The organism is Rhizobium sp. CB3090 (assembly GCF_029714285.1).
Lineage (GTDB): Bacteria > Pseudomonadota > Alphaproteobacteria > Rhizobiales > Rhizobiaceae > Rhizobium.
In genome coordinates, this window is sequence record NZ_CP121662.1 from 28947 (window position 1) to 52075 (window position 23129).

Below are 23129 nucleotides of genomic sequence, written 5' to 3' on the forward strand. Positions count from 1 at the left end.
TTTTTTGGGAAAAACTGCACCTCCGTGAACGAACGAATAATTGCCAGCATCGACGCTTTCTCGACCGCCGAGCTTGCCTCGGAGGAAAGCCGCGCTTCGGCGACGCCGATGATGGAGCAATATATCGAGATCAAGGCGAACAATCCCGGTTCGCTTTTGTTCTATCGCATGGGCGATTTCTACGAGCTGTTTTTCGAAGACGCTGTCGATGCGTCGCGCGCGCTCGGCATCACGCTCACCAAGCGCGGCCAGCATATGGGCCAGGATATTCCGATGTGCGGCGTGCCGGTGCATGCCGCCGACGACTATCTGCAGAAGCTGATTTCGCTGGGTTTCCGCGTTGCCGTCTGCGAACAGGTGGAGGATCCGGCGGAGGCGAAGAAGCGCGGCGGCAAGTCGGTTGTCCGGCGCGATGTCGTTCGCCTTGTGACGCCAGGCACCATCACAGAAGAAAAGCTGCTGTCGCCCTCGGAATCCAACTATCTGATGGCGCTCGCCCGCATTCGCGGCGGCTCGGAGCCGCAACTGGCGCTCGCCTGGATCGATATTTCGACCGGCGTTTTCCGTCTGGCAGAGACGGAGGCCTCGCGGCTGCTCGCCGATATCCTGCGCATCGATCCGCGCGAACTGATCCTGCCGGATACGATATTCCACGATCCCGAGCTGAAGCCGGCCTTCGATGTGCTCGGCCGCACGGCTGTGCCGCAACCGGCCGTCCTTTTCGACAGCGCCAGCGCCGAGGGCCGCATTACCAGATATTTCGGTGTTTCGACGCTGGACGGTTTCGGCTCCTTTACGCGCGCCGAACTTGCCGCTGCTGCCGCCGCCATTGCCTATGTCGAGAAGACGCAGATCTCCGAGCGGCCGCCGCTGGGACTGCCGGAACGCGAAAGCGGCGCGTCGACATTGTTCATCGATCCCGCCACCCGCGCCAATCTCGAACTGGTGCGTACGCTTTCCGGCGACCGCAACGGCTCGCTTTTGCGGGCGATCGACCGGACCGTGACCGGTGGCGGTGCGCGTCTGCTTGCCGAGCGGCTGATGTCGCCGCTGACCGATCCGGCGCGCATCAACGAACGGCTGGATTCGATCGGCTTCCTTTCTGAAGAGCCTTCGCTCTGCAGCGATCTCAGGATAGCGCTGAAACACGTGCCGGACATGCCGCGCGCATTGTCGCGCCTGGCGCTCGACCGCGGCGGCCCGCGCGATCTCTGGGCGATACGCCAGGGCCTCGCTGCGGCGGCCGGCGTTGCCGATCTGCTAGGGGCTGCGTTGCTTCCCGAGGAGCTGGGAACAGCACTTGCCGGGCTCCGCGCCTTGCCCGCCGATCTCGAAGTGCTACTTGCCGGCATGCTCGCCGATGAATTGCCGCTCTTGAAGCGCGACGGCGGGTTCCTGCGGGAAGGGGCGAATGCCGAGCTGGACGAAGTCCGCGCGCTGCGCGACCAGTCGCGCCGGGTCATTGCCGGATTGCAACTGCAATATGCCGAGGAAACCGGCATCAAATCGCTGAAGATCAAGCATAACAACGTGCTCGGATACTTCATCGAGGTCACGGCCGGCAATGCCGGGCCGATGACGGATACTGCTGAGGCCAAGGCGCGCTTCATCCATCGCCAGACCATGGCCAACGCCATGCGCTTCACTACGACCGAGCTTGCCGATCTCGAAAGCCGCATCGCCAATGCCGCCGACAAGGCGCTTGCGATCGAGCTGGCGGCCTTCGACCGCATGGTCGCAGCCGTCGTCGCCGAGGCGGAGGCGATCAAAGCCGGTGCCCGCGCGCTATCGGTAATCGATGTCGCGACCGGGCTGGCATTGCTTGCCGAGGAACAGGGCTATTGCCGGCCGGTGGTCGACGACAGCCGGATGTTTGCGATTGGCGGCGGCCGCCATCCCGTGGTCGAACAGGCATTGCGCCGCCAGGCGAGTGGCCCCTTCGTCGCCAATAATTGCGACCTGTCGCCGACGGCGGATGGTAAGGATGGCGCGATCTGGCTGCTGACCGGCCCGAACATGGGCGGTAAATCGACTTTTCTTCGCCAGAACGCGCTGATTGCCGTCCTTGCGCAGATGGGGTCGTTTGTGCCCGCCGCCTCCGCCCATATCGGCATTGTCGACCGGCTGTTCTCGCGCGTCGGCGCTTCGGACGATCTGGCGCGTGGCCGCTCCACCTTCATGGTCGAGATGGTCGAAACGGCCGCGATCCTCAACCAGGCGACCGCCCGGTCGCTCGTCATCCTCGATGAAATCGGCCGCGGCACCGCGACGTTCGACGGTCTCTCCATCGCCTGGGCGGCGGTCGAGCACCTGCACGAAGCGAACAGATGCCGCGGTCTCTTCGCCACCCATTTTCACGAGCTGACGGTGTTGTCGGAAAAGCTCGGCCGATTGTCGAATGCCACGATGCGCGTCAAGGAGTGGGATGGCGACGTGATTTTCCTGCACGAGGTCGGGCCGGGCGCCGCCGATCGCTCCTATGGCATTCAAGTGGCGCGGCTCGCCGGCCTGCCGGCTTCGGTGGTGGCGCGCGCCCGCGACGTTCTGACGCGCCTGGAAGATGCCGACCGTAAGAACCCTGCGAGCCAGTTGATCGACGACCTGCCACTCTTCCAGGTCGCCGTCCGCCGCGAGGAAGTGGCTGGCCGGCGAGGACCGTCCAAGGTAGAAGAAGCGCTGAAGGCGCTCGATCTTGACGATCTGACGCCGCGCGCCGCGCTCGACGCGCTTTACGAACTGAAAAAGACCCTGAACAAGGCCGGCTGAGGCGATTTCAAAGGATAACCCGATGCATATCGAACATCTTCTCGCCGAGGTCCGTATTCTGGCCGAGCGTTTTTCTCCGATCGCCGCCCGCGGCAAGATCTGCGGCGAGGGCGACGCGCCGGACTGCGAATCCGACCGCGGGCTTCTGAATATTGCCCTGTCCTGCAGCCGGATTTCCGACATCAGCTCAAGGATCGCCAAGGCCGGCTATTGGGAATGCGAACGGGAAATGCTGACGCAGATCGGCGCCCAATCGCGAAATATATTATATAGCATCAACGAACTCAGACGGTCGCTTGATCTGCCGCAGCCCTAAAACTGCCGATTTCTGCATCGACAGCCGTCACTCTTCGTCAACTTTGACCCGATAGAACTCCCGGAGCCGTTCACCCGGGAAATTTGGTCTAGGCTGAATTAGCGGATTCGGGCGTAGAATGCCTGTGTCAATCGCCGGGCAAAGAGGCTATAGCGCATGCAGACGAAAAGACAGGCGCGCCGGCAATGGGCCGCTGTCAATGAACAGGATCCCGGTCGGCCGAGCATGGTAAAGCATGAGATCGATTTTTCCGTCATTCTCGACGTTTCTGCGCTGAGGGCGGAATGTGAGACCCTCGCCAAACGTAGTGAAGACAAGAAGGACGAGCGGTCCGCCCTTCTCGCCTTATTGAAGAAGGCGAGCCAGGAAGGCCGCGAAAGGGCGCGCCGCCTGCTTTCGGAGGACGGCAGTGGGCTCGATTGTGCGCACCGCATTTCCTGGCTGCAGGATCAGATCATCACCGTTCTCTACGACTTCACCGTCCGCCACGTCCACCCGAAGCAGAAGGGCAGCTTCGCGATCACCGCCGTCGGCGGCTATGGCCGCGACACGCTGGCGCCCGGCTCGGACATCGACCTTCTGTTCCTCTTCCAGCCGAAGCCGGAGGACGAGACGCACAAGGCGGTCGAGTTCATTCTCTATATGCTGTGGGACATGGGCTTCAAGGTAGGCCACGCCACCCGCACCGTCGAAGAATGCATGCGCCAGGCAAAATCCGACATGACGGTGCGCACCGCCATCCTCGAAACGCGCTTTATTTGCGGCAGCGAACCCTTGGCGCACGAGCTGGAAACGCGTTTCGACAAAGAAATCGTCACCAACACCGGGCCGGAATTCATCGCTGCCAAGCTTGCCGAGCGCGATGAGCGTCACCGCAAGGCCGGCGATACCCGCTATCTGGTGGAGCCCAACGTCAAGGAAGGCAAGGGCGGTCTGCGCGACCTGCATACGCTGTTCTGGATCTCGAAATATTATTACCACGTCCGCGATCCCGCCGAGTTGGTGAAGCTCGGCGTGCTCTCGAAGCAAGAGTACCGTCTCTTCCTGAAGGCCGAGGATTTTCTCTGGGCCGTGCGTTGCCACATGCACTTCCTGACCGGCAAGGCGGAAGAGCGGCTCTCCTTCGACATCCAGCGTGAGATTGCCGAGGCGCTTGGCTATCGTGCCCGTCCCGGTCTTTCCGCCGTCGAACGCTTCATGAAGCACTACTTCCTCGTCGCCAAGGATGTCGGCGATCTCACCCGAATCCTCTGCGCAGCGCTTGAGGAACAGCAGGCCAAGGCGACGCCGGGGCTGACCGGCGTCCTCAGCCGCTTTGCCCATCGCTTGCGCAAGATCCCCGGTACGCTCGAATTCGTCGAGGATCGCGGCCGCATCGCGCTCGCCAATCCCGATGTTTTCAAGCGCGATCCGGTGAGCCTGATCCGGCTGTTTTTCGTTGCGGATATCCATGGGCTGGAGTTCCATCCCGACGCGCTGAAGCGCGTCACCCGTTCGCTGGGGCTGATCGACAACGACCTGCGCGAAAACGAGGAGGCGAACCGCCTGTTCCTGGCGATCCTCACCTCGAAGCGCGATCCGGCGCTGATCCTGCGCCGTATGAACGAGGCCGGCGTGCTCGGCCGCTTCATTCCGGAATTCGGCAAGATCGTCTCGATGATGCAGTTCAACATGTATCATCACTATACGGTCGACGAGCATCTGATCCGCACCGTCGACGTGCTTTCGGAGATCGATAGGGGCAAGGCGGAGGATATTCATCCGCTGACCAATAAACTGATGCCGAGTATAGAAGACCGGGATGCGCTCTATGTCGCCGTTCTGCTGCACGATATCGCCAAGGGCCGCGAGGAGGATCATTCCGAGGCGGGCGCCAAGGTGGCGCGCAAGCTTTGCCCGCGCTTCGGCCTGACGCCGAAGCAGACCGAAATGGTCGTCTGGCTGATCGCCGAGCATCTGACCATGTCGATGGTCGCCCAGACGCGCGACCTGACCGACCGCAAGACCATCATCGATTTTGCCGACCGGGTGCAGTCGCTCGACCGGCTGAAGATGCTGCTGATCCTGACCGTATGCGACATCCGCGCCGTTGGTCCTGGTGTATGGAACGGCTGGAAAGGCCAGCTTCTGCGGACGCTCTACTACGAGACCGAACTGCTGCTCGCCGGCGGTTTCTCGGAAGTGTCGCGCAAAGAGCGGGCGGAAGAGGCAGCCAAGGCGCTCGAAAAGGCGTTGGGCGACTGGAGCCAGAAAGACCGCAAGGCCTATGTCAAGCTGCACTACCAGCCCTATCTTCTCTCCGTGCCGCTTGAAGATCAGATCCGCCATACGCAATTCATTCGCCAGACCGACAAATCCGGCCAGGTGCTTGCGACCATGGTGCGCACCGACAGCTTCCACGCCATCACGGAAATCACCGTGCTCTCGCCGGACCATCCGCGCCTTCTGACGGTTATCGCCGGCGCCTGTGCTGCCGCGGGCGCCAATATCGCCGATGCGCAGATTTTCACGACGTCTGACGGTCGCGCGCTCGATACTATCCATGTCAGCCGCGAATTCCTCAACGATGCGGACGAGCTGCGGCGCGCCGCCACCATCGGCAAGATGATCGAGGACGTGCTTGCCGGCCGCAAGCGCCTGCCGGAAGTCATCGCCACCCGCACCAAGAACCGCCGTAAGAACAAGGCTTTCGTCATCCCGCCATCTGTGACGATCTCCAACAGCCTGTCGAACAAGTTCACCGTCATCGAAGTGGAATGCCTCGACCGCCCCGGCCTGCTGTCGGAAATCACCGCGGTTCTCTCGGACCTGTCGCTCGACATCCAGTCGGCGCGCATCACCACCTTCGGCGAAAAAGTCATCGACAGCTTCTACGTGACCGATCTCGTCGGACAGAAAATATCCAACGAAAACAAGCGTGCCAACATCACCGCGCGTCTGAAGGCCGTCATGGCCGGCGAGGAGGATGAGGTGCGCGAGCGCATGCCGTCCGGCATCATCGCGCCTGCCGCCACGCGTTCGACCGTCGTTGAAAAGCTCGATACTGAAAAGAAAGCCGGTTCAGCCGCATGAGCCTCGTCAAGAAATTCATCACCGTCGGCGGCGCGACGCTCGGCAGCCGCATCTTCGGCTTCGCACGCGAAACGCTGATGGCCGCTGCGCTCGGCACCGGGCCGATGGCCGACGTGTTCTATGCCGCCTTCCGCTTTCCGAACCTGTTCCGCCGCCTTTTCGCCGAGGGCGCCTTCAACGCCGCTTTCGTGCCGCTCTTCGCCAAGGAGATCGAGGCGAACGGCATCGAGGGCGCCAAGCGGTTTTCCGAGGAGGTCTTCGGCGTCCTCTTCTCGGTCCTGCTGCTGATCACCATCGTCATGGAACTGGCCATGCCGCTTCTGGTGCGTTGGGTCATCGCGCCTGGTTTCGCCGACGATGCCGAGAAATTCGACCTGACGGTCCGATTGGCCGCCGTAATGTTCCCCTATCTCATGTCGATGTCGCTGACGGCGATGATGAGCGGCATGCTGAATTCGCTGCATCATTTCTTCGCCGCCGCCGTGGCTCCGATCTTCCTCAATGTGGTGATGATCAGCGCGCTGTTCTATGCGATCTATTTCGGCGCCGATCCGCTGGCCACCGCCTGGTACCTGTCCTGGTCGGTGCTGGTGGCAGGCGTGCTGCAATTGCTCGTCGTCTATATCGGCGTGCGCCATGCCGGCATCAGTATCGGCCTGCGCTTTCCGCGCTTCACGCCCAATGTCAAGCGGCTCCTGCTTCTTGCCATCCCTGCGGCCATCACCGGCGGCGTCACCCAGATCAATCTGGTGATCGGCCAGGCGATCGCCTCGGGCAAGGAAGGCGCGATCGCCGCCCTGCAATATGCAGACCGCATCTACCAATTGCCGCTCGGTGTCGTCGGCGTCGCGGTCGGAATCGTGCTTCTGCCGGAACTGGCCCGCTCGCTGAAGTCAGGCCATATCAAGGAAGCCGCCAATATCCAGAACCGCTCGATCGAATTCGTGCTGTTCTTGACCCTGCCGGCCGCTGTCGCCCTCTGGCTTCTCTCCGATGATATCATCCGCGTGCTTTACGAGCGCGGCGCCTTTAACCCGAACAATACAACGCTGGTCGGCTCCATCCTCGCCATCTTCGGCCTGGGCCTGCCGGCTTTCGTGCTGATCAAGGCGCTGCAGCCCGGCTTTTATGCCCGCGAGGATACGAAATCGCCGATGCGCTACACGGCGGTCGCCGTCTTCGTCAATTCGGCGCTGTCCATCCTGCTTTTCCCGGTACTGGCCGAACGGGGCATTGCGCTCGCCGAGGCGGTTGCCGGATGGCTGAACGTCCTGCAGCTCTTCGTCACGCTCTATCGCCGCGGACATCTCGCCTGGGAATGGTCGCTGGCGCGCCGCACCGTCATGCTGCTCGTCTCCTCCGCTGTCATGGGCGGCGTCATCGTATATTTGTCTCATCGCTGGGAGCCGCTTCTGGGATCCAGCTCGACGCTGCTCACCAAGACCGGCGTCCTGGGCTTGCTCATATTGATTGCGATGGTGGTGTATTTCGGTGTCGCCTTCCTGATCGGCGGCGTGGATTTGGGCATGGTACGCCGCAATTTGAAGCGCAAGCCGGCGAAGCCCGTTTCGGACGCGAAGGTCGTGAACAGGGAGTAGGCGGCAAATCCAACTTTGGCACATGTCGAGCCTCTGAGACCCCCTCTGTCCCTTTCGGGACATCTCCCCCGCAAGGGGGGAGATCGTTGGGAGTTTGCCGCGCTCTCTGCTAAAGCGATAAATTCAAACTCAGCAGATGCGATGCTTGTTTGATGCGAGAGGCTGCCACGCGTTACCGATCTCCCCCGCGTGGGGGAGACGTCATGACCGTGACAGAGGGGTGTGCAATCTCCGCAAACGCGCAATCAATTTGGTTCTGGAGCCTTCCCATGTCCCAATCCCTCTTCCTCGTCGCCCTTGTCGTCGATGATTACGACCGTGCCAAAGCCTTCTATTGCGATGCCCTCGGCTTCGAGTGCTTGGCTGACGAGGCCCAGCCGGAGGGCAAGCGCTGGGTCGTGGTCAGACCGAAAGGCACCGAGGGCGCCGCGCTGTTGCTCGCCCAGGCGGCAGGAGACAACCAGCGTGCGGCGATCGGCAACCAGACCGGCGGCCGCGTCGGCTTCTTCCTCAAGACGGATGATTTCGCCCGCGATCACGCAGCTATGAAGGCGAAGGGCGTGCGTTTTCTGGAGGAGCCGCGCCATGAAGTCTACGGCACGGTTGCGGTCTTTGCCGATCCCTACGGCAATACCTGGGATCTCATCCAGCATTCTTCCTGAGGCTCTGTCACATAGCCTCTTGATCCCCATCGATCCCACGTGCATAAGCCGCTCGAAACCAGGGGTCGAGCATTGCTCGCCCAGGCCCTCCACAAGCCTTTTGAGGACGACATGACCGAATTCAAGCCGCTCGTATTCTCCGGCGTCCAGCCGACCGGCAATCTCCACCTCGGTAACTATCTCGGCGCGATCCGCAAGTTCGTGGCCCTGCAGGCCAACAACGACTGCATCTATTGCGTCGTCGATATGCATGCGCTGACGGCGCAGCTCGTCCATGAGGACATGCCGAACCAGACGCGCTCGATCACCGCCGCCTTCCTTGCCGCCGGCATCGACCCGGAAAAGCATATCGTCTTCAATCAGTCGGCCGTGCCGGGGCATGCCGAGCTCGCCTGGATCTTCAATTGTGTCGCCCGCATCGGCTGGATGAACCGCATGACGCAGTTCAAGGACAAGGCCGGCAAGGATCGCGAGCAGGCCTCGCTCGGCCTTTACGCCTATCCGAGCCTGATGGCCGCCGACATCCTGCTCTATCGCGCCACGCATGTTCCGGTCGGCGACGACCAGAAGCAGCACCTGGAACTGACGCGCGACATCGCCATGAAGTTCAATCTGGACTACATGGAGCATATTCGCCGCTCGGGCTACGGTATCGACATCACCGTCGGCGACGAGCCTGTGCACGCTTATTTCCCGATGGTCGAGCCGCTGATCGAAGGCCCGGCGCCGCGCGTCATGTCGCTGCGCGACGGCACCAAAAAAATGTCGAAGTCGGATGCCTCCGACCTGTCGCGCATCAATCTGCTCGACGACGAAGAGAATATCTCGAAGAAGATCCGTAAGGCCAAGACCGATCCTGATGGCTTGCCGAGCGAGATCGCGGGCCTTGCAGGCAGGCCGGAAGCCGACAACCTTGTCGGCATCTACGCGGCCCTTGCCGACAGGTCGAAGGCTGACATTCTCTCGGAATTCGGCGGTCAGCAATTCTCGGTCTTCAAGCCGGCGCTGGTCGATCTTGCCGTACATGTGCTGTCGCCGATCACCGGCGAAATGCGCCGCCTGATGGCCGACCCCGGCCATATCGACGCGATCCTGCGCGACGGCAGCGCCCGCGCTAGAGCCCGCGCCGACGTGACGATGAAGCAAGTCCGCGACATTATCGGCTTTATCTACTGAGAGAAAATATCTTCTCCCCGCCGGGGAGAAGGATGCCCGCAGGGCAGGTTGAGGGGGCGTTGCACCGTTTCCTGAATTGCCTTTTAGGCCCCGACGTATGGGTCCGTTTGCCAGTAATGCCCCCTCAATCCGCGCCATGCGCGACCTTCTCCCCGAAGGTAAGGAAGGGGCTTGCAAAACGCATGCCTCAGATGTCAGACTTGAGCCATGGTATCAAAACGTCTCTCACGGCTCGAAGGTCATCGCCGCAAGTTCATGGCGGTCATCGACGGCACCCCCGAATGCCAGCGTGCCGTCCACTATGCCGGCCGGCGCGCCAAGAATTCCAACGGCGGCCTTGTCCTCCTGTTTGTGATCCCTGAGGGCGATTTCCAGCAGTGGCTGGGGGTCGAGGAGATCATGCGGGCCGAAGCGCGCGAGGAGGCCGAGGCGGCAACGGCCAAGGCGGCGCAGATCGTGCGTGAGAATATCGGCATTGATCCGGAAATCGTCATCCGTGAGGGCTCGGCCGCCGAGCAGATCAATGCGGTGATCGAGGAAGACCGGGATATCGCGCTGCTCGTCCTTGCCGCCGGTTCGGCCAAGGAAGGGCCTGGACCATTGGTGTCTTCGATCGCCGGGCGTGCCGCGGCCTTCCCGATTCCCGTGACGGTGCTGCCGGATACGCTGACGAACGAGGAAATCGACGCGCTGAGCTGAGTTCCTTGCGGCTAATTTTTGAGAATCAGTCTCTTGAATAGCGCGGCCAAAAAGCCTATTTTCTTTTGAAATATTCTAAACTCGGACACTACTGAAGTGGCATGGGCCTTCGGCTCGCCGCATGGAGATCAAGATGTTCATTCAGACCGAAGCGACGCCGAACCCGGCAACCCTTAAGTTCCTGCCGGGCAAGGTGGTGATGGAAAGCGGCACGGCCGAATTCCGCAGCGCCGAGGAAGCGGAAGTCTCGCCGCTCGCTGCCCGCCTCTTCGACATCCCCGGCGTCAGCGGTGTCTATTTCGGCTATGACTTCATCTCCGTCTCCAAGGAAAACCAGGAATGGCAGCACCTTAAGCCCGCCATTCTCGGCTCGATCATGGAGCATTTCATGTCCGGCAAGCCGGTCATGGGCGCATCTTCGGTCCTTTCCGAAGCGCAGGATGCCGGCGGCGAATTTTTCGATGAAGGCGACGAAGCGATCGTGCTCACCATCAAGGAACTGCTGGAGACCCGCGTTCGTCCGGCCGTCGCCCAGGATGGCGGCGACATCACTTTCCGCGGCTTCCGTGACGGCAAGGTCTATCTCAACATGAAGGGATCCTGCTCCGGTTGCCCATCGTCCACGGCGACGTTGAAGCATGGCGTGCAGAACCTGCTGCGCCATTTCGTGCCGGAAGTACAGGAAGTCGAAGCCGTGCAGGCGTGATCCCAAAAAGTGCGCAGCGGTTTTTGGATAGCATCATGCAGAGGTTGAAGTGCAGCTTCGGTTCGAAGCCGGATCGCTGGCCTTCACGTAGGGCTTTTTCGGAAAAATTGTGATGATCGTACTGGCGCTCGATACGGCAGGTGTGGATTGCGCTGCCGCTGTGTATGATAGCGGCAGTGATTCTGTGATGGGGGAGGTCACGGAAACGATCGGGCGAGGGCATGCCGAGCATTTGATGGATGTTGTCGACCGGGCGCTGGCTGAAGCCGGCACAGCACTCGCGGCAGTGGAACGTGTAGTCGTGACCGTCGGTCCCGGCTCGTTTACCGGCATCCGCATCGGCGTTGCAGCGGCCCGCGGTTTCGCGCTTTCCCTGAACATTCCCGCTGTCGGCGTCACGACCCTCGAAGTCATGGCCGCTGCCGCACGGGAAACGAATCCGGGTAAATCGGTTCTGGCCGCCATCGATGCCAAGCGCGAGGAGATCTATCTTCAGTCCTTCGATGCCGATGGCCATCCGCTGGATGAGGCGCGCGCCGTGACAACAGATGAAGCGCGTGCGATGTCAGATGCTTTCGACGGCGTCGTCACTGGCTCGGCTGTTGCCCGGCTAAGTGATGCTCCGCCGCCGGCACGGCCCGATGCCTTTCCGATTGCCACGGTCGCCCGGCTGGGCGCTGTCAAACCTGTCAGCGAAAAGCCGAGGCCGCTTTATCTTCGCGGACCCGACGCCAGACCGCAGGCCGGATACGCAGTCGCCAGAGTATGACCATGCTGGAATCCTATCTCACCCTAAAAGCCGAATACGAGATCGTCCCGATGCAGCTTCGGGATTGCGCCGAGGTGGCGGCGCTGCATGGCGAACGTTTCTCGCGGGTTTGGGATGATAGCGAATTTCAAGATCTGCTGTCGCAGGACACGACCTTCGGCTTTGTCGCCCGTCAGACCAATGCCATCCTGAAAAAGCCGCTCCCAGGCTTCGTCCTGGCGCGCCATGCGGCGGGAGAAGCGGAAATCCTGACGGTTGCCGTCAACGCCAAGCTGGGCCGCACTGGTCTCGGCTGGCGGCTGATGCAGGCGGCATTGCGTGAAGCGCGCAATCGCGGCGGCGAAACCATGTTCCTGGAAGTCGATGGCGGCAATCAGCCGGCCCTCGGTCTCTACCGCAAGCTCGGTTTCGAAACGGTCGGCGAACGCAAGGCCTATTATGTCGGTGAAAACGGCACGAAATCGACGGCGCTTGTCATGCGCCGCGTTCTTCGCTAGTCCGTTGTCCTGAAGCACATCGCAATCTCCAGGATTCGCTCTTTGCGCTTCAGACTCTTGATTTTGCGCATGTCGTTATCGCAAAAACCGCTGCGCACTTTTGCGCGACATGCTTTAGACGAATAGACCGAAGACGTATTCAATGAACGATCCCGTAAAATCCCTTGAGGAGCTTTGTGCCGAGCGCGGTATGCGCATGACGGAGCAACGGCGGGTCATTGCGCGCATCATCGAGAGTTCAGAGGATCATCCCGATGTCGAAGAGCTGCATCGCCGCTCCGTCAAGGTGGATGCAAAGATCTCGATTTCGACCGTCTATCGCACTGTAAAGCTATTCGAGGATGCCGGCATTATTGCCCGCCATGATTTCCGTGACGGGCGTTCGCGTTACGAGACTGTACCGGAAGAACACCACGATCACCTGATCGACCTGAAGAGCGGCGCGGTGATCGAATTCCATTCGCCGGAGATCGAGGCGCTGCAGGAGCGCATTGCCCGCGAATACGGTTTCAAGCTCGTCGACCATCGGTTGGAGCTTTACGGCATTCCCCTGAAAAAGGATGAGCCGTCGAAGAAGGACGAACGCTGAAGTGGCGGCGGTCGTGCGGGAGCGGATGATTTGATAACCTGGCTGCGCGTCGGCTGTGCCGTCATCGTTATCTTCACCGTCAGTCTTGTCCTGCTGCCGCTGCAGATCCTTTGCCTGCGCTTCGACTGGAAGCTCAGGCGCTATCTGCCGCGCTACTGGCACCGCATCATTTGCTACTGGCTCGGCATCCGTATCCATGTCGTTGGAGAGCTTGAGCGCCGCCGGCCTCTGATGCTGGCCTCGAACCATGCGTCCTGGCTCGACATTCTGGTGCTTTCCGCCGTTGCCGACGTCGCCTTCATTGCGAAATCGGAAGTGCGGGACTGGCCGATCTTCGGACTTTGTGCCCAATGGCAGAAGAGCGTGTTCATCGAACGCGAGCAGAAGCGCAAGACCGGCGATCAGGTGAGCGAAATTGCCGAGCGAATGGCCGATGGCGAGATCATGGTGCTGTTTCCGGAAGGCACGACATCGGACGGCAATCGCCTGCTCGATGTCAAATCCTCGTTGTTCGGCGCGGCTGCCGCAGCTTTGCCGAAGACATCAGATGCCGTCGTTCACGTCCAGCCGGTTGCGGTTGCCTATACCCGTGTCCATGGCGTCGCCATGGGCCGTTATTATCGCCCCTTGGCGGCTTGGCCGGGTGACATCGAGCTGATGCCGCACCTGAAGGGCATCTTTGCCTGCGGCGCCATCGATGTCGACGTCTGCTTCGGCGAGGCGGTGGATTATCGTGCCGATACCAACCGCAAGGAAGTCAGCGCCACCGTCGCGCGGCGCATCCGCACCATGCTGGCGGGTCGGCTGCTTGGCCGCGAGATCGCCTGATATTCCGGCGATTTTAACTTTTTGATTTTCTCCAGAAGCAAAAGCCACTACATAGCGGCCATGACCAAGGACAGTGCAATTCTCGATGCCCCGCAGCCCAATGCTTTGGAGCTTGGCCTGCGCGATGGCTCCAACAGCCGCAAGGTCTTCATCAAGACCTACGGCTGCCAGATGAATGTCTACGATTCGACGCGGATGAGCGATGCGCTCGCCCGTGACGGCTACGAGCCGACCGAGGACATGGAACAAGCCGATCTCGTCCTGCTGAATACCTGCCATATCCGCGAGAAGGCGGCCGAAAAAGTCTATTCCGCGCTCGGGCGCCTGCGTGAGATGAAAAAGCGCAAGGCAGCCGACGGTCGCGACATGATGATCGGCGTCACCGGCTGCGTTGCCCAGGCCGAGGGCGAGGAAATCCTCCGCCGCGCGCCCGCCGTCGATGTCGTCATCGGTCCGCAGACCTATCACCGCCTGCCGGAAGCGCTGCGCCGCGCCAAGGAAGGTCAGCGCGTCGTCGATACGGAATATGCGATCGAGGATAAGTTCGAACATCTGCCGACGCCTGAGAAGACGAAGATCCGCGCCCGCGGCGTCACGGCCTTCCTGACGGTGCAGGAGGGTTGCGATAAGTTCTGCACCTTCTGCGTCGTGCCCTATACGCGCGGCTCCGAAGTCTCCCGTCCGGTCGCCCAGATCGTCGAAGAGGCTGAAAAACTTGTGGACGGCGGTGTGCGCGAAATCACGCTGCTCGGCCAGAACGTCAATGCCTGGCACGGAACCGGATCTTCGGGCGAAGCCTGGAGCCTCGGCGACCTGCTCTACCGGCTGGCGGAAATTCCGGGCCTTGCCCGGCTGCGTTATACCACCAGCCACCCGCGCGACATGGATGACCGGCTGATCACGGCCCATCGCGATCTGCGCACGCTGATGCCCTATCTGCATCTGCCGGTTCAGTCCGGTTCCGACCGCATCCTCAAAGCGATGAACAGGCGGCATACGGCGGCGGAATATCTCGCTTTGATCGAAAAAATCCGCTCGGCGCGGCCGGATATCGCCCTTTCGGGTGATTTCATTGTTGGTTTCCCGGGGGAGACAGAGCAGGATTTTGCGGATACACTTCGTCTTGTGGAGGAGGTGAACTATGCGCAAGCCTTCTCGTTTAAATATTCGACGCGCCCTGGAACGCCGGGTGCGGAATTGAAGGGCCAAGTGCCGGAAGAGATCAAGGCGGAACGGCTGGAACGGTTGCAGGCTCTGCTTTTGAAGCAGCAGCATGATTTTGCTGACGCCTGCGTCGGTAAGGTAGTCGATATTCTGCTGGAAAAGCCGGGCCGCATGCCCGGTCAGTTGATCGGTCGATCCCCTTGGCTGCAATCTGTGAATGTTGATGCAAAAGCATCGCAAATCGGTGACATTATCAACGTACGAATCACCGGAACCAGCACGAACAGCCTTTTTGCTGAATTGCTTTAGGTTCCGGACAGGCAAAGGAGCCGGACCGCTTGAACGGACAGGAATTGGTTTCTTCTTCATCGCGCCAGCCACGCACCGCGAGCGACGCCAATCACTTCATCCTGACGTTCGAGAACAATCGCTTCGCCAGCGAACTTTTCGGGCAGTTCGATCAGAATTTGAAGCTGCTCGAGGAGCGTCTTGGTATCGATGCCCGGGCTCGGGGCAATTCCGTCATCATCACCGGCGATGTGCTGGCCACCAACCAGGCGCGCCGCACTCTCGATTATCTCTATGACAAGCTGCAGAAAGGTGGGAATGTGGAACGCTCCGACGTGGAAGGAGCAATCCGCATGGCGGTTGCCGCCGACGACCAACTGACGCTGCCGACGATGGAGAAAAAAGCCAAGCTGACGATGGCGCAGATTTCGACGCGCAAGAAGACGATCATCGCGCGCACGCCCACTCAGGACGCCTATATCAGGGCAATGGACCGTTCCGAAATGGTTTTCGGGGTCGGCCCGGCCGGCACCGGCAAGACCTACCTCGCCGTCGCCCATGCCGCTCAGCTTCTGGAGCGCGGTGCGGTCGAAAAGATCATCCTGTCGCGCCCGGCTGTCGAAGCCGGCGAGCGTCTGGGCTTCCTGCCCGGCGATATGAAAGAGAAGGTCGATCCTTATCTCCGCCCACTCTATGACGCGCTCTACGATATGATGCCGGGCGATAAGGTCGAACGCGCCATCACCGCCGGCGTCATCGAAATCGCGCCGCTCGCCTTCATGCGCGGCCGCACGCTTGCCAACGCAGCCGTCATCCTCGACGAGGCGCAGAACACCACCTCGATGCAGATGAAGATGTTCCTCACGCGTCTCGGCGAGAATTCGCGCATGATCATCACCGGCGACCCCAGCCAGATCGACCTGCCGCGCGGTGTCAAATCCGGCCTGGTAGAGGCCCTGCAGCTCCTGAATGGCGTCGAAGGTATAAGTATAATCCGCTTCAGGGACACGGACGTCGTCCGCCATCCGCTGGTGGCGCGCATCGTCAGGGCTTACGATTCGAACTACGCAGCCCCCGTTGAGGGCGGTGAGGTCGATCCGCAAATCTGATGGCCGATCTCGATATACAGATCAGCATCGAGGAGGGCGGCTGGCCCTCCGAGGATGAGTTGCAGGCGCTGGCAGAGCGCGTATTGAGCGCGGCTGCGGACTATCTCGAGAAACACGAGAAGCAGCCCTTTCCGAAAATGGCGCCGGAATTGTCGCTGGTCTTCACTGACGATGCCTCGATCCGTGAGATCAATGCGGAATGGCGTGAGCAGGATAAGGCCACCAACGTCCTGTCTTTCCCCGCTTTTCCGCTGGTTCCCGGCGGTAAACCCGGCCCGATGCTCGGCGATATCATCATCGCCAAAGAGACGGTGGAGCGCGAAGCGGTCGAGTTGGAGAAGAGTTTTAACGACCATCTGACCCATTTGATGGTGCATGGTTTCTTGCATCTCTTCGGCTACGACCATATGAATAATAGCGAAGCCGAAAGAATGGAGGGGCTGGAGACTCGCATTTTGGCGGGGCTTGGCCTATCTGATCCCTATGCGGGGCAGGACCCCATTTGACTGAACCCTGTCTGATCAGGAACAATGAGCGACTTTACGACAAGACCGGCCGCTGAGGCCAAAGACGGCGCTGAAACCGCCTCCTCCGATGAGGTAGGCAGTAGTAGCGGCAAACGATCACACTCTTCCTTCTGGGCCCGCGCTGCGCGTATTCTGCGCCCAGCACAAGGATCGGCGCGCCTGCGCGAGGATCTCGCCGACGCATTGATGACCAATGCCACCGATGACGATGCTTTCTCGCCGGACGAGCGGGCAATGCTGCATAACATCCTTCGTTTCCGCGAGGTGCGTGTCGAGGACGTCATGGTGCCGCGTGCCGATATCGAGGCGGTTGACCAGAATATCACCATCGGCGAGCTGATGATCCTGTTCGAGGAGAGCGGCCGCTCGCGCATGCCGGTCTATGCCGAAACGCTCGACGATCCGCGCGGCATGGTGCATATCCGCGATCTCCTGTCCTATGTCGCCAAGCAGGCGCGCAACAAGCGCCGCGGCAGCAACGGCAAGGCGGCAGCGTCAGCGCCGGCGGCCAGCCCGGCCGAGAAGCCGCCGCGTTCGGCCAAGCCGAATTTCGATCTTTCGCGCGTCGACCTGCAGAAGACGCTGGCCGAAGCCGGCATCATCCGAAAAATCCTGTTCGTGCCGCCCTCCATGCTGGCGTCCGATCTGCTCCGCCGCATGCAGGTCAACCGTACGCAGATGGCACTCGTTATCGACGAATATGGCGGTACCGACGGCCTCGCCTCGCATGAGGACATCGTTGAAATGGTCGTCGGCGACATTGACGACGAACATGACGACGAAGAAGTGATGTTCAAGCGCGTCTCCGAAGACGTCTTCGTCGCCGATGCCCGCGTCGAGCTGGAGGAGATCGCCGAGGCGATCGGCCCCGATTTCGACATCAGCGAGCAGGTGGACGAGGTGGATACGCTCGGTGGCCTGATCTTCTCCGCGCTTGGCCGTATCCCGGTGCGGGGCGAACTCGTGCAGGCGCTGCCGGGCTTCGAATTCCATATTCTCGATGCCGATCCGCGCCGCATCAAGCGGTTGCGCATCACCCGCAAGCGTCATGCCCTGCGCCGCCGTCCGGCCAAGGCAGAAGGCGAAGGTGGCGTGATCGAGCGCGATCTGCCGTCGCCGGATGCGCTTCCGGACGAACCTCAGGCCGAGCAGAAGTCTGCCAGCCAATAAATGGCGCTTCAGCAGGACAAATGGCTGCTTTTTTGAAAGACTGCCGCCAATTGATTCGCAGTTTGGACGGAGCGCGCGCATGGAACGGCTTTCGGGCAGGGTAATCCTCGTCTGGGGTTTCAAGCGCGCATTTCTTGCCATCCTCGCCGGAGCCATTGGTGTCCTCGCTCTGCCGCCCTTCGGCTTCTTCGCGGCGATGTTCGTCTCCTTCACGCTGCTTGTCTGGCTATTGGATGGCGCTACCGCCGATCCCGATAGTGGCTTCCTTGGACGCCTCTGGCCAGCGTTTTTCATCGGTTGGCTATTCGGCTTCGGCTATTTCGTCGCCGGTCTCTGGTGGCTCGGCCATGCGCTTCTGATCGACGCCGGTGAGTTCGCCTGGGCGCTGCCGCTGGCGATCCTCGGCTTGCCGGCGTTTCTGGCGATCTTCTATGGCGTGGCAGCGGCTCTGGCCCGGCTGCTCTGGTCTGATGGTATGGGGCGTATCGCCGCACTCGCCTTCGCTTTCGGGCTGCTGGAATGGCTGCGCAGTTTCCTTTTCACCGGTTTTCCCTGGAATGCCGTAGGCTACGGTGCAATGCCCACACCGCTGATGATGCAATCGGCGCATGTGATCGGCGTGCTCGGCGTCAATGTGCTTGCGGTCTTCGTCTTCGCAGCTCCGGCATTGCTTGGAACACGCCAGGGGCGGGTGCCGGGTATTTGCCTTGCCGTGCTCATCGCCGCCGCGCATTTCGGTTATGGTTACTATGCGCTCAATCTGCCGCCACCGCCGGCCGGCGGCAAGGCGGCCCCGGTGGTGCGCATTGTCCAGCCTGCGATCGATCAGGAAGCCAAGATGAACACGGATGCCGATCGTGCCGCCATCTTCGACAAACATCTCTCGCTTTCTGTCCAGCCGCCCGTCAATGGCGGCAAGCGGCCCGACATCATCGTCTGGCCGGAAACCGCTGTCCCCTTCATCCTGACGGATAATCAGGACGCGCTGACCCGCATTGCCGATCAGCTCGACGATGACCAGATCCTGATCACCGGCGCCGTTCGTGTCGAGGACATGGGTCCCGGTCTCGAGCCGCGTTATTACAACTCCATCTATGTGATCGACGGTCGCGGCCAGATCATCGGCGCTTCCGACAAGACCCATCTCGTGCCTTTCGGCGAGTACGTGCCCTTCGAAAACATTCTCGGCTATCTCGGAATTCAGAATGTCATCGAGCTGCCGGGCGGCTTTTCGGCCGCCGCCAGCCGGCAGTTGCTGACGCTGCCAAGCGGCGTCAAGCTTTATCCGCTGATCTGCTATGAGATCATTTTTCCAAACGAAATGACGCCGGAAATCCGCCAGGCCAACGCGATTTTAAACGTTACGAACGACGCCTGGTTTGGCGATACGCCTGGCCCCTATCAGCATTTCCTGCAGGCGCGGGTGAGGGCTGTCGAACAGGGATTGCCGCTGATTCGCAGCGCCAATACGGGTGTTTCGGCCTATGTCGACGCTCACGGACGTTTGATTTCCGGAATCGACTTTAATGAGCAAGGATTTGTCGACGCCACTTTGAGTAGCGCAACCATGTCGGCAATCGATGATAGAATGCGAAATATGTACTTCTGGTTGGTTATCGGAGTAGTCGGTATGATCGCTGTGATTTCACGCATGGGTTTTATTTCAAGGGCGAATTGACCAAAAAACCCTAAAATTGCATAGTGGTTGTTGTCTGCCTTTTGAACGTAAACTAGAAGCCGGGTGGGGCGTCGGCTGCAACGTAGCGTTATAGGGGTGGTTAAGGACACCGGATGGCAGGACCTGGATTCAACCTATGTTAGGGCAATATGATGATTGAGAACAAAAAGAAGCCGAACCCCATCGACATTCATGTCGGAAGCCGCATCCGCCTTCGCCGTACCATGCTCGGCATGAGCCAGGAGAAGCTCGGCGAAAGCCTCGGAATCACCTTTCAGCAGATTCAGAAGTACGAGAAAGGCACCAACCGCGTTGGCGCCAGCCGTCTTCAAAATATTTCCAGCATTCTTAACGTTCCGGTTTCCTTTTTCTTCGAGGACGCTCCGGGTGAGCATGCGGCAACAGCCGGCGGCATGGCCGAGGCCTCCAGCTCCAACTATGTGGTCGATTTCCTCTCCTCCTCCGAAGGGCTGCAGCTCAACCGCGCCTTCGTGAAGATCTCCGACGGTAAGGTCCGTCGCAAGGTGGTGGAGCTCGTCAAGGCGCTCGCAGCCGAAGCCGACGCCGAATAAGTGTTCCGAAGCATCGCTGCAGAGCGGCAGAGTCGTAAGGCGGTCATTTTGGCCGCCTTTTCCTTGTTTATGGCAAAATTTTATCACTTTCACCGGGATATAAAGATATATTTATGTCCTTCTGCGACTTGTTTTTCGCGCTCGACACGAATATCAAAAGCGAAGATTTGTTCTTTGAGGGGAATCCCATATGCGCGCGAATTATCTGTTCACCAGCGAGTCTGTTGCCGAAGGTCACCCGGATAAAGTCTGTGACCGCATCTCCGACGAAATCGTCGATCTGGTCTACCGCGAAGCGGCAAAGACAGGCGTCAACCCCTGGGGAGTGCGCATTGCTTGCGAGACCCTTGCCACCACCAACCGCGTCGTGATCGCCGGTGAAGTGCGTCTGCCGCCGAGCCTGATGAAGAAGGACAAGGACGGCAACGACGTCATCAATCCTTCGAAGTTCAAGGCTGCTGCCCGCCGCGCCATCAAGGATATCGGCTACGAGCAGGACGGCTTCCACTGGAAGAAGGCGCGCATCGACGTTCTCCTGCATTCGCAGTCCGCCGACATCGCCCAGGGCGTCGACAACGCCGCCGACCAGCAGGGTGACGAAGGTGCCGGCGACCAGGGCATCATGTTCGGCTACGCCTGCCGCGAAACGCCGGACCTCATGCCGGCACCGATCTACTATTCGCATAAGATCCTGCAGCTCCTCGCGGCCGCCCGCAAGAAGGGCGACGGCGAGGTCGCCAAGCTCGGCCCGGACGCCAAGAGCCAAGTGACCGTTCGCTACGTCGACGGCAAGCCGACCGAAGTGACCTCGATCGTACTTTCCACCCAGCATCTCGATGAAAGCTGGGATTCGAAGAAGGTTCGCGCCGTCGTCGAACCCTATATTCGCGAAGCTCTCGGTGACCTGAAGATCGCGGCCGACTGCGCCTGGTATATCAACCCGACCGGCAAGTTCGTTATCGGTGGCCCGGATGGTGATGCGGGTCTGACTGGCCGCAAGATCATCGTCGACACCTACGGCGGCGCTGCTCCGCACGGCGGCGGCGCCTTCTCCGGCAAGGATACGACCAAGGTCGACCGTTCCGCTGCCTATGCTGCGCGCTACCTCGCGAAGAACGTCGTTGCCGCCGCTCTTGCCGACCGTTGCACGATCCAGCTCTCCTATGCCATCGGCGTTGCCCAGCCGCTGTCGATCTATGTCGACCTGCACGGCACCGGCAAGGGTGTCACTGAGGATCAGGTTGAAGAGGCTATCCGCAAGAACATGGACCTGTCGCCGACCGGCATCCGCCGCCATCTCGACCTCAACAAGCCGATCTATGCCAAGACCTCGGCTTACGGTCATTTCGGCCGCAAGGCAGGCCGCGACGGCTCGTTCTCCTGGGAGCGCACGGACCTCGTCAAGGCGCTGAAGGAAGCCGTAAAGACCCGGGAAGCTGCATGATCAATTCCGAGCGCCGGTCGCGGGCGACGGAAGCATTCTTCGGCCGGCGCAAGGGAAAGGCCTTGCGCGGCCAGCAGGCCGAAAGGCTGGAAGCGCTGCTGCCGCAATATATCGTCGATCTCTCCGCACCGGCACCGCAGCCGCTGAATGATCTGTTCCAGGTGCCGACCGAACGTCTGCGCCTGGAAATAGGCTTCGGCGGCGGCGAGCACCTGATCCATCGGGCGCTGGAATATCAGACAACCGGCTTTATCGGCGTCGAGCCCTTCGTTAATTCCATGCAGAAACTGCTCGCCCGTGTCGACGAGACCGGCGCGCGTAACATCCGCGTCTACAATGACGACGCCACGCAACTGCTGGACTGGCTGCCGGACGCCTGCCTCGACCAGATCGATCTGCTCTATCCCGATCCCTGGCCGAAGAAAAAACACTGGAAGCGCCGCTTCGTCTCGCAGGTGAATCTCGACCGCTTCCATCGTGTCCTGAAACCCGGCGCCCTCTTCTGCTTCGCCTCCGACATCGATACCTATGTCAATTGGACGCTGCAGCATTGCCATGCTCACGGCGGCTTTGAGTGGACGGCAGAAAATGCCAGCGACTGGCTGACACCCTATGAGGGCTGGCCGAGCACGCGCTATGAGGCCAAGGCCCGGCGCGAGGGGCGGTCTTCGGCCTATCTGACATTCCGCCGCGTTTGACCTGATATCGCTGGATCATCCCGCGTTTGATGCCATAGGCTGCCGAAATGAGCGGCTATCAGTTTCGAATCTCTTTGCGCATCTGGCATCCGGAATTTGATCCAGCATCCATCGCCGCAGCCGTCGGATTGCGGCCGATCGCGGCCTATCAAGCCGGCGAGCCCATGCGCGGAAGCGATGGACGGCTTCTGAACATGGTATCGGAGGCCAATTATTGCACCTTCGAACTTGCCGCCGGACAGGGCACTCCCTTGGCAGAAGCGCTTTCCGGTATCCTCACCAAGCTGGAAAATCGCGCGGAAGGTTGGCGGCACTCAAAGAGAGCGGCGGCGAATTGGAGCTTTTCATCGGCTGGTTCATCGACGGCAATGGCGGGGATACATTTCCACCCGAGCTTCTGGGGCAAGCGTCAAGGCTGGGAATCGCGCTGGCTTTCGATGTTTACGGAACCTGGGAGCGCTGTGAGGCGTATATCAAAAACGACAGCCTGCGCTGTTGTCCGCTTAATCGCTGCGTCGTCACCCTCAATGCAGGCTGACAGTCTTCAACTCGTCCTCAGCCGCCTTGTAGAAGGTGCTCGAGCGGTTATCCGTCAAAAGGATCGGCGTGCCATCCGCACCGAACAGCGCCCAGAGGTCGACGCTCGGATCGATGTCCGGCGCCTCGGGGAAGCAACGGGAAACTTCGTCCGAATGTATCTTTCTGACATAGGCAACCTCACCGGCACCGATATCGGCCAGTTCGGATTGAGTCAGGCGGGCAGTGGCTTCTCTCAAAAGCATGTTCGTACCTCCAGCATGA

Annotated in this window: 22 protein-coding genes; 21 read left to right on the forward strand and 1 reads right to left on the reverse strand. The window is 60.6% G+C overall.

Annotated features, from left to right (window positions below; all coding sequences use genetic code 11):
* Nucleotides 1-108: 108 nt before the first annotated feature.
* From mutS to QA646_RS00255, 21 genes are all read left to right on the forward strand, one after another.
* Nucleotides 109-2766 (forward strand): DNA mismatch repair protein MutS, encoded by a 2658-nt coding sequence (gene mutS / locus QA646_RS00155; RefSeq protein ID WP_283058924.1) that lies wholly within the window; start codon nucleotides 109-111, stop codon nucleotides 2764-2766.
* A 22-nt stretch (nucleotides 2767-2788) separates the two neighbouring features.
* Nucleotides 2789-3082 (forward strand): hypothetical protein, encoded by a 294-nt coding sequence (locus tag QA646_RS00160; RefSeq protein WP_283056914.1) that lies wholly within the window; start codon nucleotides 2789-2791, stop codon nucleotides 3080-3082.
* Between the two features lie 156 nt (nucleotides 3083-3238).
* Nucleotides 3239-6154 carry a [protein-PII] uridylyltransferase gene (locus QA646_RS00165; RefSeq protein ID WP_283056915.1) on the forward strand — a complete coding sequence of 972 codons (2916 nt, stop codon included), beginning with the start codon at nucleotides 3239-3241 and terminating at the stop codon, nucleotides 6152-6154.
* Nucleotides 6151-7752: a murein biosynthesis integral membrane protein MurJ gene (gene murJ, locus QA646_RS00170; RefSeq protein ID WP_283056916.1), complete on the forward strand. Its 1602-nt coding sequence runs from the start codon at nucleotides 6151-6153 to the stop codon at nucleotides 7750-7752. Before QA646_RS00165 ends, murJ begins: the two co-directional genes overlap by 4 nt.
* A 269-nt stretch (nucleotides 7753-8021) precedes the next feature.
* Nucleotides 8022-8414: a VOC family protein gene (locus tag QA646_RS00175; protein WP_283056917.1), complete on the forward strand. Its 393-nt coding sequence runs from the start codon at nucleotides 8022-8024 to the stop codon at nucleotides 8412-8414.
* 111 nt (nucleotides 8415-8525) lie between these two features.
* A complete protein-coding gene (trpS, locus tag QA646_RS00180; RefSeq protein ID WP_283056918.1) occupies nucleotides 8526-9590 on the forward strand; it encodes a tryptophan--tRNA ligase in 1065 nt (354 codons plus the stop codon).
* Between the two features lie 207 nt (nucleotides 9591-9797).
* Nucleotides 9798-10289, forward strand: a complete 492-nt coding sequence (locus tag QA646_RS00185) for a universal stress protein (RefSeq protein WP_028751029.1) — start codon at nucleotides 9798-9800, stop codon at nucleotides 10287-10289.
* Nucleotides 10290-10422: 133 nt separating this feature from the next.
* Nucleotides 10423-10995 (forward strand): NifU family protein, encoded by a 573-nt coding sequence (locus QA646_RS00190; protein WP_283056919.1) that lies wholly within the window; start codon nucleotides 10423-10425, stop codon nucleotides 10993-10995.
* A 112-nt stretch (nucleotides 10996-11107) separates the two neighbouring features.
* Complete coding sequence (gene tsaB, locus QA646_RS00195) at nucleotides 11108-11764, forward strand: tRNA (adenosine(37)-N6)-threonylcarbamoyltransferase complex dimerization subunit type 1 TsaB (protein ID WP_283056920.1); 657 nt, start codon at nucleotides 11108-11110, stop codon at nucleotides 11762-11764.
* Between the two features lie 2 nt (nucleotides 11765-11766).
* A complete protein-coding gene (locus QA646_RS00200) occupies nucleotides 11767-12261 on the forward strand; it encodes an N-acetyltransferase (RefSeq protein WP_283056921.1) in 495 nt (164 codons plus the stop codon).
* A gap of 142 nt (nucleotides 12262-12403) precedes the next feature.
* Nucleotides 12404-12850, forward strand: a complete 447-nt coding sequence (locus QA646_RS00205) for a Fur family transcriptional regulator (RefSeq protein WP_283056923.1) — start codon at nucleotides 12404-12406, stop codon at nucleotides 12848-12850.
* 30 nt (nucleotides 12851-12880) lie between these two features.
* Nucleotides 12881-13678, forward strand: a complete 798-nt coding sequence (locus QA646_RS00210) for a lysophospholipid acyltransferase family protein (protein WP_283056924.1) — start codon at nucleotides 12881-12883, stop codon at nucleotides 13676-13678.
* 60 nt (nucleotides 13679-13738) lie between these two features.
* Nucleotides 13739-15151: a tRNA (N6-isopentenyl adenosine(37)-C2)-methylthiotransferase MiaB gene (miaB, locus tag QA646_RS00215; RefSeq protein ID WP_283056925.1), complete on the forward strand. Its 1413-nt coding sequence runs from the start codon at nucleotides 13739-13741 to the stop codon at nucleotides 15149-15151.
* Between the two features lie 29 nt (nucleotides 15152-15180).
* A complete protein-coding gene (locus tag QA646_RS00220) occupies nucleotides 15181-16239 on the forward strand; it encodes a PhoH family protein (RefSeq protein ID WP_283056926.1) in 1059 nt (352 codons plus the stop codon).
* The gene (ybeY, locus tag QA646_RS00225) at nucleotides 16239-16745 is read left to right on the forward strand and encodes an rRNA maturation RNase YbeY (RefSeq protein ID WP_283056927.1); all 507 of its coding nucleotides are present in this window, start codon (nucleotides 16239-16241) and stop codon (nucleotides 16743-16745) included. Before QA646_RS00220 ends, ybeY begins: the two co-directional genes overlap by 1 nt.
* 24 nt (nucleotides 16746-16769) lie before the next feature.
* Nucleotides 16770-17936 carry a hemolysin family protein gene (locus QA646_RS00230; protein ID WP_283056928.1) on the forward strand — a complete coding sequence of 389 codons (1167 nt, stop codon included), beginning with the start codon at nucleotides 16770-16772 and terminating at the stop codon, nucleotides 17934-17936.
* A 79-nt stretch (nucleotides 17937-18015) separates the two neighbouring features.
* On the forward strand, nucleotides 18016-19614 hold the full coding sequence (gene lnt / locus QA646_RS00235; RefSeq protein ID WP_283056929.1) for an apolipoprotein N-acyltransferase: 1599 nt from the start codon (nucleotides 18016-18018) through the stop codon (nucleotides 19612-19614).
* Between the two features lie 152 nt (nucleotides 19615-19766).
* On the forward strand, nucleotides 19767-20186 hold the full coding sequence (locus tag QA646_RS00240) for a helix-turn-helix domain-containing protein (RefSeq protein ID WP_104821842.1): 420 nt from the start codon (nucleotides 19767-19769) through the stop codon (nucleotides 20184-20186).
* A 190-nt stretch (nucleotides 20187-20376) separates the two neighbouring features.
* Nucleotides 20377-21630, forward strand: a complete 1254-nt coding sequence (gene metK, locus QA646_RS00245) for a methionine adenosyltransferase (protein ID WP_283056930.1) — start codon at nucleotides 20377-20379, stop codon at nucleotides 21628-21630.
* Nucleotides 21627-22328, forward strand: coding sequence for a tRNA (guanosine(46)-N(7))-methyltransferase TrmB (locus tag QA646_RS00250; protein WP_283056932.1), 702 nt, complete (start codon nucleotides 21627-21629; stop codon nucleotides 22326-22328). The genes metK and QA646_RS00250 overlap by 4 nt, the downstream gene beginning before the upstream one ends.
* Nucleotides 22329-22632: 304 nt before the next feature.
* Nucleotides 22633-22866: a hypothetical protein gene (locus QA646_RS00255; RefSeq protein ID WP_283056933.1), complete on the forward strand. Its 234-nt coding sequence runs from the start codon at nucleotides 22633-22635 to the stop codon at nucleotides 22864-22866.
* On the opposite strand, the gene QA646_RS00260 is transcribed toward QA646_RS00255, so the two are convergent.
* Nucleotides 22853-23110, reverse strand: a complete 258-nt coding sequence (locus tag QA646_RS00260) for a DUF1150 family protein (protein WP_283056934.1) — start codon at nucleotides 23108-23110, stop codon at nucleotides 22853-22855. The genes QA646_RS00255 and QA646_RS00260 overlap by 14 nt on opposite strands.
* Nucleotides 23111-23129 lie beyond the last annotated feature (19 nt).

Bases quoted from the DNA above. Each gene is read 5' to 3' on its own strand.
- mutS (WP_283058924.1), top strand. From the start codon at position 109: ATGATGGAGCAATATATCGAGATCAAGGCGAACAATCCCGGTTCGCTT.
- QA646_RS00160 (WP_283056914.1), top strand. From the start codon at position 2,789: ATGCATATCGAACATCTTCTCGCCGAGGTCCGTATTCTGGCCGAGCGT.
- QA646_RS00165 (WP_283056915.1), top strand. From the start codon at position 3,239: ATGCAGACGAAAAGACAGGCGCGCCGGCAATGGGCCGCTGTCAATGAA.
- murJ (WP_283056916.1), top strand. From the start codon at position 6,151: ATGAGCCTCGTCAAGAAATTCATCACCGTCGGCGGCGCGACGCTCGGC.
- QA646_RS00175 (WP_283056917.1), top strand. From the start codon at position 8,022: ATGTCCCAATCCCTCTTCCTCGTCGCCCTTGTCGTCGATGATTACGAC.
- trpS (WP_283056918.1), top strand. From the start codon at position 8,526: ATGACCGAATTCAAGCCGCTCGTATTCTCCGGCGTCCAGCCGACCGGC.
- QA646_RS00185 (WP_028751029.1), top strand. From the start codon at position 9,798: ATGGTATCAAAACGTCTCTCACGGCTCGAAGGTCATCGCCGCAAGTTC.
- QA646_RS00190 (WP_283056919.1), top strand. From the start codon at position 10,423: ATGTTCATTCAGACCGAAGCGACGCCGAACCCGGCAACCCTTAAGTTC.
- tsaB (WP_283056920.1), top strand. From the start codon at position 11,108: ATGATCGTACTGGCGCTCGATACGGCAGGTGTGGATTGCGCTGCCGCT.
- QA646_RS00200 (WP_283056921.1), top strand. From the start codon at position 11,767: ATGCTGGAATCCTATCTCACCCTAAAAGCCGAATACGAGATCGTCCCG.
- QA646_RS00205 (WP_283056923.1), top strand. From the start codon at position 12,404: ATGAACGATCCCGTAAAATCCCTTGAGGAGCTTTGTGCCGAGCGCGGT.
- miaB (WP_283056925.1), top strand. From the start codon at position 13,739: ATGACCAAGGACAGTGCAATTCTCGATGCCCCGCAGCCCAATGCTTTG.
- ybeY (WP_283056927.1), top strand. From the start codon at position 16,239: ATGGCCGATCTCGATATACAGATCAGCATCGAGGAGGGCGGCTGGCCC.
- QA646_RS00230 (WP_283056928.1), top strand. From the start codon at position 16,770: ATGAGCGACTTTACGACAAGACCGGCCGCTGAGGCCAAAGACGGCGCT.
- lnt (WP_283056929.1), top strand. From the start codon at position 18,016: ATGGAACGGCTTTCGGGCAGGGTAATCCTCGTCTGGGGTTTCAAGCGC.
- QA646_RS00240 (WP_104821842.1), top strand. From the start codon at position 19,767: ATGATTGAGAACAAAAAGAAGCCGAACCCCATCGACATTCATGTCGGA.
- metK (WP_283056930.1), top strand. From the start codon at position 20,377: ATGCGCGCGAATTATCTGTTCACCAGCGAGTCTGTTGCCGAAGGTCAC.
- QA646_RS00250 (WP_283056932.1), top strand. From the start codon at position 21,627: ATGATCAATTCCGAGCGCCGGTCGCGGGCGACGGAAGCATTCTTCGGC.
- QA646_RS00260 (WP_283056934.1), bottom strand. From the start codon at position 23,110: ATGCTTTTGAGAGAAGCCACTGCCCGCCTGACTCAATCCGAACTGGCC.